This is a genomic window from Planotetraspora sp. A-T 1434 (assembly GCF_025420585.1).
In the GTDB taxonomy this organism is placed as follows: Bacteria; Actinomycetota; Actinomycetes; order Streptosporangiales; family Streptosporangiaceae; genus JAOEGB01.
The window spans coordinates 268,673-281,515 of record NZ_JAOEGB010000004.1 but is presented as its reverse complement, the minus strand read 5'-3'; the positions used below and the strand labels follow the sequence as shown (position 1 = coordinate 281,515).

Here is a 12,843-nt window from a genome sequence, read left to right as displayed (position 1 = left end):
CCATGGGACGTCGACTGAGACATCCACCCGCCGTGGGACCCCGGCCAGTCGATCGGAACGAGATGAACAGGCGGGGAAGCCACATGGTTCCTGCGGCCAAACTTTCCACGACGCGTGGCCGGTCATGACGCCGGCCGCCGAACCTACGGCTCACGGCCCCGGGCATGCCGACACGGCCGCCCGAGCCGCGAAGCGTTTGAGGCCAAGTTGACAGTGTCATTATGACAGTGTCACTATGTGGGCATGAGCGAGACCTGGACCATCGGCGAGCTGGCGGAGCGGGCGGCGGCCCTGCTCGGCTCCGAGCTACGCGTGAACGGCCGGGTTCGAGAGGTGCCCAATGAGCGGCTGATCAGGTGGTATGCGACGATCGGCCTGGTTGACCCGCCTCTGACCCGGCGCGGAAGGGTGGCTCTCTACGGGCGTCGTCATCTGCTCCAGCTCTTGGCGATCAAACGCCGCCAGGCGGACGGGCTCTCGATCGCCGCCATCCAGACCGAGCTCGCCGGAGCCACGGACAGCATGCTCCAACGGGCGGCGGGCCTTCCAGCCATGACCCTCGACGCCGTCATGCCCCTCGACGCCGTCATGCCCGCCGATGCCGACATGCCGGAAAGCACGCCCGTCGGGAGGATGCCCTTCGGGTCGGTCACACCGGACGGCCTTTCCGGGCAGGAGGGCGCCGCCACGCGGAAGGCCGAAGTCTCACGGGGCGGGGCCGTCACACCGGACGGCCACCCCACTGAGGCCGGCGGCGTGGCCGCAGCGAATCGTCAGCGCTTCTGGACACGACCCGCTCCCCCAGCCGCGCCGGTGCCCCCACCGGAATCCATGCCGGAGGGCGCCTTGGCGACCACGGGAGAAACCGCCTCCGCGGGTACAGCCACGGAAGAGCCGCTGCACGCGGCGACCGTGGCGGCCTATCCGGCATCCGCGCCGGCGGAACCTGGGCCGCCTGATGACAACCGGCTGCCCGCTGACGTCGTGTACGGGGTTCGGCTGGCGCCGGGGGTGATGGTGATGCTCGATCTCGCCGGCCGTACGCCGACCGCCGATGACATGGCCGCGCTCCGGCGATCTTCTGAGCCGCTCCTGGCCACGCTGGCCGGGCTCGGCCTCACGGGAGGCGGCAAGACTCCCCGGACCCGGGGCGACACAGGCTCCGACCACGCTGAAGGGATGACGCAATGACCGTTCCCATCACGCCTTTGCGGCCGGAGGAGTGCCGGCCCCTGCCGGACGCCGGCCTGGGGGCACTCGAGACCGAGAAGGGCAACCTGCCACTGGAAAGCGTCGATGTAACGGCGCGTGTGACCGGGCTCGTGGCCGGAGTCGAGGTGGTCCAGGGCTTCCGGAACCCGTTCGACGTGTCGCTGGAGGCCACATACGTCTTCCCCCTCCCGCCGAGAGCAGCGGTCACCGCCTTCCGGATGGAGGCCGACGACCGGGTCATCGAAGGCGTGCTCAAGGAGCGTGGGCAGGCGCGTGCCGACTACGACCGCGCCCTCGCGGAGGGCAGGCGGGCCGCGATCGCCGAGGAGGACCGGCCCGACGTCTTCACCATCCGCGTCGGCAACATCGTGCCCGGAGAGCACGTCCGGGTACGGCTCACCCTGAGCCAGCCACTCCCGTACGAGGACGGCGCGGCCGAGTTCCGGTTCCCGCTGGTGGTGGCACCGCGCTACATCCCGGGCGCATCGCTGCCCGGCTCCCCGGCGGGTGACGGCGTGGCGCCGGACACCGACGCGGTGCCCGACGCCTCCCGGATCACTCCGCCCGTGCTGCTGCCCGGATTCCCCAATCCGGTACGGCTGTCGCTGGCGACGACGATCGAACCGGCGGGGCTCGACCTCCGTGAGATCCGCTCCAGCCTCCACGAGGTCTCCCGCGAGGGGGACACCATCAGCCTCCGGCCCGGCGAGCGCCTCGACCGGGACTTCATCCTCCGGTTGGCCTTCGACGCCTCCACCGCGCTGGCCCTGGTTCCCGACACCGAGACTCCCGGGAAGCGGACTCCAGGGAGCAGGACGCCCGGCGCCGGCTTGAGCGACAGCCGCCAGGCGCAGACCCAGGAGAGCGGAAGCCGCGAAGGCTCCGAGGCGCTGTCGCGGCAGTCGTCCCAGCGGCCTGTAGGCGGCTCAAGCGAGGGCTCCCGGGAGGACCTTGAGGGGACCTTCACGCTGACGGTGGTGCCGCCTTCCGACGCCGCAGCCGACGTCCACCCGCGTGACGTGGTGCTGCTCCTCGACCGCTCGGGCAGCATGACCGGGTGGAAGATGGTAGCCGCCAGGCGGGCGGCGGCCCGGATCGTCGACACGCTGACCGAGCGCGACCGGTTCGCGGTCCTGTCGTTCGACTCGGTCATCGAGCGGGCCTTCCCCGGCGGACTGGTGGAGGCCACCGACCGCAACCGCTACAGGGCGGTGGAGCACCTGGCCCGGCTGGAGGCCCGGGGCGGCACGGAGATCCTCGCCCCGATGGAGGAAGGGCTCCGCCTGCTGGACGACTCTCCGAGAGACCGCGTCCTGGTGCTCGTCACGGACGGGCAGGTGGGCAACGAGGACCAGATCCTGGAGCGGACCGGGGCTCGGCTCGGCGGCATCCGGATGCACACCGTCGGCATCGACCAGGCCGTCAACGCGGGGTTCCTCGGCAGGCTGGCCCTTCTCGGCTCCGGGCGGTGCGAACTGGTCGAGTCGGAGGACCGTCTCGACGAGGCGATGGAGCACATCCACCGGAGAATCGGTTCGCCTCTCGTCACCGACATCGCGTTGAAGGCCGAGGGCCTCGACATCGTCGCGGACACCGTGACCCACGTCGGTTCGCTCTATCCAGGCGTCCCGCTGACCGTCTCCGGACGCTACCGGGGCCGTCCGTCGGGAGCGATGGTCGTACGCGGGCTGACCTCGGACGGCCGGCCGTGGGAGACGCGGGTGACCGGCCAGGAGGCCGCCGGCACCGCGGCGCGGGCCGTGTGGGCGCGGGCCCACCTCCGGCGGCTGGAGGATCGGTACGCCATCGGCGACCGCTCTCTGGAGCAGGAGATCGTCGCCACGTCGCTCAAGTTCGGCGTGCTGTGCCGGTTCACCGCGTTCGTGGCAGTCGACTCCCGCGTAGTGACCGACGGCGGCCCGGAGCATCACGTCATCCAGCCCGTCGAAATTCCGGGCGGCTGGGAGATGCCGGTGGCCATGCCGATGATGGCCGCGGCACCCATGACCAAGATGGCGGCGTTCACCACCACGAACAGTGCCGAGTGGGCGACGGACGAGGCCGTCGCGATGGGCGGCGCCTCACCGTCCGCTCCCCCGGCGCCCATGGCGCCCGGCCAGGCGCAGGTGCCGTACGCGGCTGCCCCGCCTGCCGCTCCCGGCCCCATGGGACGGGTGACGGGCGGGCGCGGCTTCTCCGTCGGAGCGCGCATGCCGCACCCCGGGCGGGACAGGGCTCCGGAGACGGACCTCGACGGTGTCCGCCCGCTGCTGTCGGAGGAACTGGCCCGGCTACGGGCGGCCGATTCGCTGCCGGAGCTTGAGAGGCGGCGCTACCTGGCCGACCTCGCCAGCCGACTCCGGGTGATCGACCAGATGATCGGGGGCCACGCCGAGCTCACCGCGCTCGCGGCCGAGTTGGACACGGCCGAGAGGGCCGCCACGGGCCTCGACGCCCTGTGGCGACGTGCCATCGACGTGCTGACAGCGCTGACCAGCGGCTCCGAAGCGAACTCCGAAGCGAAGCCGAAGAGCCGCCGGGCCTTCTGGAAGCGCGCCTGACGACTGCAAGCGGACGAGGACGGGATACCGGCGTTACCACCACAACGACCCGAGTGCCCGGCGTGGCAGCGCCCGGCCCTCGGGTCGTTCATGCAGGTGTTCGATCAGTAGTCCGTCGATCACTTGGGTTCGGGGAGGCGGATGACATCGGACGGGGGTGTGGGTTTGGGACGCCGCGGCTCCCTCACCCCTCCCGTGTCGGGCCGATCGTCACGTCCTCCTGCGAGGACACGAGAACGGCGGCGCAGCATACGGTTGATGAGCCCTTTAAGCCCCATGTGCGAAGAACGCATAGGGTTATTGAATGAGTTCCCTGGTTCTGGACGGCGGTCTGGCCACGCATCTGGAAGCGCTCGGCTGCGACCTCAGCGATGAGCTGTGGTCCGCGAAGCTGCTGGTGGAGGATCCCGGCGTCATCCGCCAGGCTCATCACGACTATTTCGCCGCGGGCGCGGACGTCGCGACCACCGCGAGCTACCAGGCCAGCATCCCGGGGTTCGTACGGCGGGGCCTCACGCCCGGCGAGGCCCGTGACCTCATCCAGCTGTCGGTGACACTGGCCAAGCAGGCCAGGGACGCCGCCGGACACGGCCTGGTGGCCGCCAGCGTCGGACCGTACGGCGCCTACCTCGCCAACGGCGCCGAGTACACCGGCGACTACGACCTCGACGAAGAGGGCCTGGTCGACTGGCATCGGGACCGTTTCGAGCTCCTGGCCTCGGCCGGGGCCGACCTGCTGGCCTGCGAGACGATCCCATCACTCGACGAGGCGCGGGCCCTCGCGACCCTGCTGCGGGAGACGCCGTCGGCGCAGGCGTGGGTCACGTTCTCCTGCCGCGACGGCGAGCACGTCAGCGACGGAACGCCGTTCAAGGAATGCGCCGCCGTCTTCGCGGACCTCCCCCAGGTGATCGCCGTGGGCGTGAACTGCACGGCGCCGAGGTTCGTCCCCAGCCTCATCGGCAACGGCGCGACCATCGTCTATCCGAACTCGGGCGAGACCTGGGACGCGGCCAACCAGCGCTGGCTGGGCCTGGCCGACCCCGTCGAGTACGGCGAGGCCGCCGCGCAGTGGCGGGACATGGGCGCCGAGCACATCGGCGGATGCTGCCGCACCACCCCCGACCACATCCGCGAGGTCCGTTCCCACCTCGGCGGCCTCCCCCTTTGCCCCTGACGCGGGTCGCCCGACTCCTCACCCTTGGGACGCTCGTTCGGTACCACCTGGTGAACGTGTCGCCCCCCAAGTAGGCCGTATGCCTGATCGTGCCCCTAGCCGGCGACGCGGTCGGTGAGAACGATTGTGTGTATCGCATTCCATGCGTAACCATTAGGGGCTTTACGGCGATGATCAAGCGTCGCTTCAGCTCTTGGCACGGTCCAAGACGCTGCGGTGTTGGCAATGACGACAGGAAGCCGTCCCCGAAAGGCGCCGCATGAGCAAGGGCAAGATCATAACGGGATACGTACTGACAGCGGTGCTGTTCTTCTTCGCCGGCTGGTTCGGCCAACTTGAGTACCTGAAGTACGAATTCACTCAGGCTTTCAGTGAAGCTTTCACCGCAAGCCCGACTCCCGCCGCGGAAAAGCCTTCCGAAGCGCCGTCCCCTGCCAACAGCGCCGCAGTGGGTAACCCGAACCCGTCCGTCGGTGAGATCTTCCGCATCGGCGACCTCAGGATTAAGACCGTCAAGGTGGCCACCGGCGTCAGATCCGAGAAGGGAACGTGGGACACCATCGTCACGACACAGGGACAGCTCATCGTCGCCCACTTCAAAGCCAAGAACGCAGGGAAGGCTCCGGCCGACATCAGCATGACCGGCCTCCCAAACGCGAAACTTGTGTCCAGTGACGGAGCCGTCTACGAGCCCAAGGGCTGGACCATGCCAGGCGATGAGTCAATGAACCCTGGAGTCACGGAGGACAACATTCGGGTGGTCTGGGACGTGGCCAAGGAGGTGGAGGCGAAGGCCCTGCAGATCGACTTAGATGGCTCGGTCATCACTGTTCAGGTTGCGTGATAAGGCGAGGATCAGTCCCATTTCGCGAACATGGCGTTAGCTCCGCTCGCCTTCCGGACAATCGCTGACGACGACCCGCTGACGGGCCGTCGTCATCGCCCCATGCCTCGCGAGCGCAGACCGTTTCGCGCTGCGCTCAGCCGGCGACGGGCATGGGCTCGTCGGCGCGGGTGCCCAGGGGGATCTCCTTGAGGAAGAACGCCACCACCAGCGCCACGGCCACGAAGGGAAGGCTGGCGAGGAACACGTCGTCGATCGCGTTGGTGAAGGCGACCAGCACGTGCTCCTTGACGGGGGGCGGCAACTGCTGGATCGCCTGGACGTTGTTGGCGTCGACCCTCCCGGAGGGCATCCGCCCGCCGAACTCCACGGTGAGGTAGTGAGTGAGCCGGCTCGTCAGCACGGCGCCCATAATGGCGGTGCCGATGGCGGCGCCCATCATGCGGAAGAACGACGTCGAACTGGTGGCCGTGCCCATGTCGGCCCGCTCCACGGCGTTCTGGACGGCGGTCACGACGGTCTGCATGGTGAAGCCGAGGCCCGCGCCGAACAGGTAGGCGTAGATCGCGACCTTCCAGTACGGCGTGTCCACCTTGATGGTCGAGAGCAGCCAGAGGGCGACCAGGAGAATGGCCGCGCCGACGATCGGGAAGATCTTGTAGCGGCCGGTCCGGGAGATGAGCTGCCCGGAGCTGACCGCCGTGGAGAAGATGCCGGCGACGGCGGGCAGCAAAGCCAGCCCCGACTTGGTGGGCGACATGCCCTGCACCGCCTGGAGGTAGACCGGCAGGAAGATCATGCCGCCGAACATCGCCAGGCCGGCGAGGAAGGTGAAGCCGTTTCCGACGCTGAAGATGGCGTTGCGGAACAGCCGCATGGGCAGGATCGGCTCCGGCGCCCGCAGCTCGACCAGCACGAACAGCGCCGACAGCGACACGAACCCGGCGAGCAGCGCGAGGGCGCCCGGCGCCGTCCAGCCGAGCTCGTTGCCCGCCCAGTCGAGGTAGAGCAGCAGGCAGGACACCCCGGCCACGATCAGCGCGGCCCCGAGGTAGTCGATCCGGTGCGGGCGCCGGACCACCGGGATCCTCAGCGCGACCGACGTCACGACCAGCGAGATCAGGCCGATCGGGAGGTTGATCCAGAAGATCCACCGCCAGCCGGGGCCGTCGGTGAAGAAGCCACCGAGCAGCGGCCCGGCCACGCTCGACACACCCCACACCGCGCCGAAGTATCCCTGGTAGCGCCCGCGCTCGCGGGGTGGGATGACGTCACCGATGATGCTGAAGGCGAGGGCCATGAGGCCGCCGCCGCCCAGGCCCTGGACTGCCCGGAACGCGATGAGCTGACCGATGTCCTGGCTCAGCCCGGCCAGGCAGGAGCCGACCAGGAAGATCCCGATGGCCGCCTGGAAGATGATCCGCCTGCCGTACAGGTCGGAGATCTTTCCCCAGAGCGGGGTGGCCGCGGTCGAGGTCAGCAGGTAGGCCGTCACGACCCACGACAGCTTGTCGAGGCCGCCCAGCTCGCTGACGATGCGCGGAAGCGCGGTGCCGACGATGCTCTGGTCGAGGGCGGCGAGCAGCATGCCGGCCGCGACGCCCGAGAGCACGACGAGGATCTGGCGGTGGGGAAGGTAGCCGGAGGTGACCTCCGGCTCCTCGCGGACGCTCATGCGCGCTCCGTTCTGAATGCGAGCGGGAACGAGGCCACGCTACTCCCCACGACCGACGTTTCCGGGACTCTCCGCCGCGTTAGGAGGCTTGACGGGCGGCGCGGACCATCTCCACCTTCGCGCTCGCGGCGTACTTGTCCACGTATTCCTGGCCGGACAGCTCCATCAGGGCGTACATGATCTCGTCGGTGACCGCCCGCAGGACGAGCCGGTCGTTCTCCATGCCGTAGTAACGGGAGAAGTCGAGGGGCTTGCCGTACTTCACTCCGGGGCGGATGCCGAAGCGGGGGAACGGCCGGCCGGGGGGCATCATCTCGAACGTGTTGACCATCGCCCAGGGGATGACGGGCGCGCGGGACTCCAGGGCGAGCCGGGCCACGCCGGTCTTCCCCTTGTACAGCCGGCCATCGGGAGAGCGGGTGCCCTCCGGGTAGATGCCGAGGACCTGGTCGTCCCCCAGGATGCGCAGACCGGTGCGGAGGGCGGCCTCGCTGGCCTTGCCTCCGGAGCGGTCGATCGGAACGGTCCCGACTCCCGAGAAGAAGGCCCGGCTGAACAAGCCCTTGAGGCCGCGGCCGGTGAAGTACTCCGCCTTGCCGAGCGAGATCACCTTGCGGGGCAGGAACAGCGCTCCGAAGAAGTGGTCGGCGAACGACAGGTGGTTGCCGGCCAGGATGACCGGTCCCTCCTTCGGCACGTTGTCCACGCCCTCGGCCCACGGGCGGAACACGAAGTGGAGGAACGGCCAAAGGACCGCCTTAACCACCCAGTAGAACACTCAGGCACCCCCTCCGTCGGACGTGCAGTCATCTTCGCACGCGCCGCCCTCTCGCACTAACGACGACTTACGTGGGACTATCGGGCGAAATAATTACGGACTTCGGCCTCGTGACGCGGAGGTTTCCCATGCCAGTGATGCCCGGCGCGGAGCCGTACCACCACGACGGCGGGGAGATCGGCGTCCTGCTGTGCCACGGGTTCACCGGGTCACCGCAGTCGATGCGCCCGTGGGGTGAGCACCTGGCGCGGGCCGGGCTCACGGTGTCGCTCCCCCGGCTGCCGGGCCACGGCACGACATGGCAGGAGATGAGCCGGACCCGGTGGGAGGACTGGTACGCCGAGCTGGACAAGGCCTTCGCGGACCTGCGCGGGCGGTGCTCGGACGTCTTCGTCATGGGCCTTTCCATGGGCGGCTGCATGGCCCTGCGCATCGCCGAGATCCACGGCGAGGGCGTGCGGGGAGTCGTCGTGGTCAACCCGTCCGTGGTGAACGACGCGCCCTTGCTGCGGCTCGCGCCGGTGCTGAAATGGGTGCTGCCCTCGGTTCCCGGCCTGGCGGACGATATCAAGAAGGGGGGCGAGCACGAGCTCGGCTACTCGCGGACCCCGGTCCGGGCGGCCGCCACCCTGCCGAAGCTTTGGAAGCTGGTGCAGGACGACATCGGCAAGATCACCCAGCCCGTGCTGGTCTTCCACAGCCGCGACGACCACGTCGTCAAGCCGGTCAGCGTGGCCTTCCTCAGAGCCCGGATGGGTGACAACCTCGAAGTCAGGGAGCTGCTGGACAGCTACCATGTCGCGACCCTCGACAACGACGCGCCCCTGATCTTCGAGGGGAGCCTCGAGTTCATCCGCTCCCATGCCTCTGTACCCTTGACCAAGGACTTGTGACCTGGGATCGAAGTGACGCCACAGAGTGACGAGGACGAGGTCTGGCGTCAGATCGTCGCCTCCTTCAACGAGAAAGCCGAGGACTCCTCGGCCGATCAGCCATGGCCTGACCGGGAGAACGTGCCGGACGAGCGTGGCGAGGACAGTGAGGAGGACGGAGACGGGACGGGCGAGGATCCGGACCTCCATCGCGAGGACGGCGACGAGGGGCAGGACGAGGGCCACTACGTGCCGCCGCCTCCCCCGCCGCTACCCCGGGGCGACGCGGTCAGCAGAGCCTCCTGGCTGGCCCTGTTCGGCGGCCCCGCCTACCTGTTACTCGCGGCCCTGCTGAGGTGGCCGATGGACGGCTGGATCGTCTTCGCCGCCGTGGCCGCGTTCATCGGCGGATTCGTGGCGCTGGTCGTCCGCATGGGCGACGGCCCGCCCGCCGACTCCGGCTGGGACGACGGCGCGGTCATCTAACGGCTGCGCGCGCTCACTCGGACGGAGGCGGCGGTCCGAAACGCTCTACCAGGTCGCCGTAGTGGTCGGCCTCGTCGATCGCGTGGCCCACCGCGACGGTGAGACCGGAGACGTGGGTGACGGCCTGCAGCCGGACCGTCCTGTCCTCCGAGGACGCCTGCCCGCGCAGCGTGGTCCACCGGGATCCGTCGTACCGGAGCAGGAAGCCCTCGGCCGGCCGCTGAGAGTCGAATCCCGACACCCAGAAGGTGCCGTCCCCGTCGCCGGTCACGCCGTACAGCTCGGCCTGGTGCTCCGGCGGGTCCTCCCTGTTCCAGCGCTTGCCGTCCCATGACAGCACGAGCGGCACGATCCTGTCGTCCTTGCCGTTCCCGCCGCCGCTCTCGTAGACGCCGCCGACGGCGATCGCGCGCTTGCGGCTCTCCACGTAGACGTCCCGGAGAAAGCCGTCCTTGATGTCCGGGATGTGTGCGGACTTCCATCCGCGGCCGGTCAGCCGCATGATCATCGGTTCGGTGCCGGAGTCGCCGACCGCCCATCCGTCGGACTTGCCGACGACCGCCACGCCGTACAACGCGCCGTCGGGTCCCCGGGAGGTTGTCCAGGTGGTGCCCTTGGTGGCGCCACTGCTCGCCACCATGAACGCCCGGCCGTCGCGGCTCCCCACGGCGACCACTCTGCCGGTGGACGCCGCCACGCCGCCGAGCCAGTCGCCCGAGCGCAACTGCGGCACGCCGACCCGGTCGAACCCGTCTTCCGAGCCCTTCGCGACGTACGGCAGGCCGTCGTGGCCGTCGCCGACGACCCAGATCTCCTGGGCGGAGGAGGCGGCGACGGAGCGCAGGTGGCCCGCCCCGGTGGTGTCGCCGCGGATGCCCACCTCGGTCCACGCCGTGCCGTCCCAGTGGGTGATCACGCCGCGGTTCTTCCAGAAGTCCCAGACGTTCTGCTGCCCGACGGCCCAGATGTTCTTGGCCGAGAGCCCGGCGACGTCGGAGAGCGAGGCGTCCGCCTGGAGCTTGGCGGACGAGGCCCCCTGGGGGACCTCCTGGGCGGCCACCGTGTGTTCCGCCTTCGGACGGCCGGGGTCCGCGTTCTCCGGCGCTCTACGGCCGGCTTCATGGACTGCTCCCCGGACGGCTTCCGGGGCTGCCCGGACTGCTTGCGGGGCTCCCCGGACGGCTTCGGGGACGGGCCCCGGAACTGCTGCGTGCGCGTGCGCCACCGATGTGACGCGCAGGAAGTGGCCGGCCAGCAGACCGGCGAACAGCACACACAACGGGACCGCACGCCATGTCGAGCGGCGGGTCATGGAACTGATCGTACGGGGGCGGGCGGGCGCTTCGGGCGAGAGGTCACGATTCCGAACCCGAAGCGATGCGTGGGCGCGATCGGACGGGATGGCCGGGCCCGATGTCGGCGACCACCGGCAGATGGTCGCTGGCCCTCCGGAGGTCCTCGGCGGCGGCCTGCGCGCCGCCGCACGTCAGCACGGCCAGCCCCGCCTCAGCGAAGATCGCGTCGATCCGCCTCGCGGGGTCGGTGGCCGTGAACGTGCCGCCCTCACGCCGGTCCGCCAGGGCGGCCCCGGATGACGCGGCGTGGCAGCCGAAGCAGTCGGTGAACCGGTCGGCCAGGTAGCGCCAGGTCGGTTCGCCGGGCTGCTCGTTGACGTCTCCGGCCAGTACGGCTCTCGCCCCGAACATCCGCGCCGTCCGCTGGAGCATCGGCACGATCTGGGTGGCGTGCCGCAGCCGCGCGCCGGGGAGCAGATCGAGATGCGCGGAGCACACGGCGTACCGCACGCCGTCCTTCTCCACGACGGCCAGGGCGACCGCCCGCCACTCCAGGCCGGGGAACCACCGCAGCCGGGCGCCGCGCCCGTGCAGCACGCGGACGCCCGGACCGGCGAAGACGGCCACACCGCCGACCCGGCCGCCCGCCGCGACCGTCATCCCGGTGTCGCGGGCGAGCCGTCGCCGCTTGGCCCGCCAGCCCGAGAAGCGGGGAACCTCCTGAAGGCAGAGCACGTCCGGCCGCATCGCGCGGATGACGCGGACGAGCGCCGCGCGGTCGTCGCGCAGCCCCCGCACGTTGTACGTCGCGACCCTCAGCATTCGACCCTCAGTCCGTCGCCTCAGTCCGTCGCCTCAGTCCGTCGCCTCAGTCCGTCGCCTCAGTCCGTCGCCTCAGTCCGTCGCCTCAGTCCGTCGCCTCAGTCCGCCGCCTCAGTCCGCCGCCTCAGCGGAGGCGGGCCAGGTCGGCGGCGCCGACCACGCCGGCCGACGGGCCGAGCTCGGCCACCCGGATCTCCGCGAGGGGACGGTGGCCGCGGCCGGTCAGCCGTTCGGCGTAGCCCTCCCTGACCTTGTCCACGAACAGATCGGCGGCCCCGGAGACGCCTCCGCCGAGGATGAAGCGGCCGGGGTCGAGGATCGCGGCGAGGTCGGCGAGGCCCTGGGCCAACCAGCCGGCGATCGCGTCGAACGCCTCCAGAGCGGCGGCGTCGCCGTGCCTGGCCGCCTCAGTCACGTGCTCGCCCTTTATCGCGTCGACGGACCCGGCGAGCCTCAGCAGATGGGGGGCGGACGACGGGTCGGCCTCGGCGTTGTTCCTGGCCTCAAGGAGCAGCGCGCTCCCGCTGGCGTACTTCTCCCAGCAGCCGCGGTTGCCGCAGCCGCAGGGACGGCCGTCGGGCACCGCCTGCACGTGGCCGAGCTCGGCGCCCATGCCCCACCGGCCCCGGTAGAGCTCACCGCCGAGCACGATGCCGCCGCCGATGCCGGTGCCGACGGTCACGCAGACCACGTGGCTCTCGCCCCGCCCGGCGCCGAAGCGGTACTCCCCCCAGGCCATGGCGTTGGCGTCGTTCTCCACCACCACGGGCAGACCGACGAGCTCGCTGACCCTCTTGCGCAGCGGCTCCTCCCGCCAGGCCAGGTTGGGCGCGAACCGGATGATCGACCTGGTCTCGTCAACGAATCCGGCGGCGCCCACGCCGACCGCCTCCACCTGGTGCCGGGCGGCCAGCTCGGTCACCGCGTCGGCGATGGTCTCGGCCACCTTCTCGGGGTTCTCCGCGGGAGTGCGGCGCAGGCCCCGCTCGATGACCCGTCCGTCGTCGTCCACGACTCCGGAAGCGATCTTCGTGCCGCCTACGTCCACGCCGATGGTCAGCGCCATGGTGTCTTCCTCCCGCCCCGGGTCCGCGGGCCGCGAGCCCGATCGGAGCCGATCA

Annotated in this window: 11 protein-coding genes; 6 read left to right on the top strand and 5 right to left on the bottom strand. The window is 70.3% G+C overall.

What is annotated here, in order from left to right:
• Positions 1-243: 243 nt before the first annotated feature.
• From N5079_RS07905 to N5079_RS07890, 4 genes are all read left to right on the top strand, one after another.
• Complete coding sequence (locus N5079_RS07905) at positions 244-1,191, top strand: helix-turn-helix domain-containing protein (RefSeq protein ID WP_261582923.1); 948 nt, start codon at positions 244-246, stop codon at positions 1,189-1,191.
• Positions 1,188-3,773 carry a VIT domain-containing protein gene (locus tag N5079_RS07900; RefSeq protein WP_261582922.1) on the top strand — a complete coding sequence of 862 codons (2,586 nt, stop codon included), beginning with the start codon at positions 1,188-1,190 and terminating at the stop codon, positions 3,771-3,773. The genes N5079_RS07905 and N5079_RS07900 overlap by 4 nt, the downstream gene beginning before the upstream one ends.
• 304 nt (positions 3,774-4,077) lie before the next feature.
• Complete coding sequence (gene mmuM, locus N5079_RS07895; protein WP_261582921.1) at positions 4,078-4,950, top strand: homocysteine S-methyltransferase; 873 nt, start codon at positions 4,078-4,080, stop codon at positions 4,948-4,950.
• 259 nt (positions 4,951-5,209) lie between these two features.
• Positions 5,210-5,794 carry a DUF4352 domain-containing protein gene (locus N5079_RS07890; RefSeq protein ID WP_261582920.1) on the top strand — a complete coding sequence of 195 codons (585 nt, stop codon included), beginning with the start codon at positions 5,210-5,212 and terminating at the stop codon, positions 5,792-5,794.
• A gap of 136 nt (positions 5,795-5,930) precedes the next feature.
• On the opposite strand, the gene N5079_RS07885 is transcribed toward N5079_RS07890, so the two are convergent.
• The gene (locus N5079_RS07885; RefSeq protein ID WP_261582919.1) at positions 5,931-7,469 is read right to left on the bottom strand and encodes an MDR family MFS transporter; all 1,539 of its coding nucleotides are present in this window, start codon (positions 7,467-7,469) and stop codon (positions 5,931-5,933) included.
• A gap of 79 nt (positions 7,470-7,548) precedes the next feature.
• The gene (locus N5079_RS07880) at positions 7,549-8,247 is read right to left on the bottom strand and encodes a lysophospholipid acyltransferase family protein (protein ID WP_261582918.1); all 699 of its coding nucleotides are present in this window, start codon (positions 8,245-8,247) and stop codon (positions 7,549-7,551) included.
• Positions 8,248-8,375: 128 nt separating this feature from the next.
• On the opposite strand from N5079_RS07880, the gene N5079_RS07875 reads away from it, so the two are divergent.
• Both N5079_RS07875 and N5079_RS07870 read left to right on the top strand, forming a co-directional pair.
• Entirely contained in the window at positions 8,376-9,140 is a 765-nt protein-coding gene (locus N5079_RS07875) for an alpha/beta hydrolase (RefSeq protein ID WP_261582917.1), read from the top strand.
• Between the two features lie 12 nt (positions 9,141-9,152).
• Positions 9,153-9,605 (top strand): hypothetical protein, encoded by a 453-nt coding sequence (locus tag N5079_RS07870; RefSeq protein WP_261582916.1) that lies wholly within the window; start codon positions 9,153-9,155, stop codon positions 9,603-9,605.
• A 13-nt stretch (positions 9,606-9,618) separates the two neighbouring features.
• On the opposite strand, the gene N5079_RS07865 is transcribed toward N5079_RS07870, so the two are convergent.
• The 3 genes from N5079_RS07865 to N5079_RS07855 all read right to left on the bottom strand — a co-directional run bounded on the left by N5079_RS07865 (position 9,619) and on the right by N5079_RS07855 (position 12,788).
• On the bottom strand, positions 9,619-10,917 hold the full coding sequence (locus N5079_RS07865; protein WP_261582915.1) for a hypothetical protein: 1,299 nt from the start codon (positions 10,915-10,917) through the stop codon (positions 9,619-9,621).
• 43 nt (positions 10,918-10,960) lie between these two features.
• Positions 10,961-11,722 (bottom strand): endonuclease/exonuclease/phosphatase family protein, encoded by a 762-nt coding sequence (locus N5079_RS07860; protein WP_261582914.1) that lies wholly within the window; start codon positions 11,720-11,722, stop codon positions 10,961-10,963.
• A 124-nt stretch (positions 11,723-11,846) separates the two neighbouring features.
• Positions 11,847-12,788 carry an ROK family glucokinase gene (locus N5079_RS07855; RefSeq protein WP_261582913.1) on the bottom strand — a complete coding sequence of 314 codons (942 nt, stop codon included), beginning with the start codon at positions 12,786-12,788 and terminating at the stop codon, positions 11,847-11,849.
• Between the last annotated feature and the right edge of the window lie 55 nt (positions 12,789-12,843).

What these genes read in the sequence shown, in the direction of transcription:
- N5079_RS07860 (WP_261582914.1), bottom strand. Translation starts at nt 11,722, where the DNA reads ATGCTGAGGGTCGCGACGTACAACGTGCGGGGGCTGCGCGACGACCGC.
- mmuM (WP_261582921.1), top strand. Translation starts at nt 4,078, where the DNA reads ATGAGTTCCCTGGTTCTGGACGGCGGTCTGGCCACGCATCTGGAAGCG.
- N5079_RS07885 (WP_261582919.1), bottom strand. Translation starts at nt 7,469, where the DNA reads ATGAGCGTCCGCGAGGAGCCGGAGGTCACCTCCGGCTACCTTCCCCAC.
- N5079_RS07905 (WP_261582923.1), top strand. Translation starts at nt 244, where the DNA reads ATGAGCGAGACCTGGACCATCGGCGAGCTGGCGGAGCGGGCGGCGGCC.
- N5079_RS07875 (WP_261582917.1), top strand. Translation starts at nt 8,376, where the DNA reads ATGCCAGTGATGCCCGGCGCGGAGCCGTACCACCACGACGGCGGGGAG.
- N5079_RS07900 (WP_261582922.1), top strand. Translation starts at nt 1,188, where the DNA reads ATGACCGTTCCCATCACGCCTTTGCGGCCGGAGGAGTGCCGGCCCCTG.
- N5079_RS07890 (WP_261582920.1), top strand. Translation starts at nt 5,210, where the DNA reads ATGAGCAAGGGCAAGATCATAACGGGATACGTACTGACAGCGGTGCTG.
- N5079_RS07865 (WP_261582915.1), bottom strand. Translation starts at nt 10,917, where the DNA reads ATGACCCGCCGCTCGACATGGCGTGCGGTCCCGTTGTGTGTGCTGTTC.
- N5079_RS07855 (WP_261582913.1), bottom strand. Translation starts at nt 12,788, where the DNA reads ATGGCGCTGACCATCGGCGTGGACGTAGGCGGCACGAAGATCGCTTCC.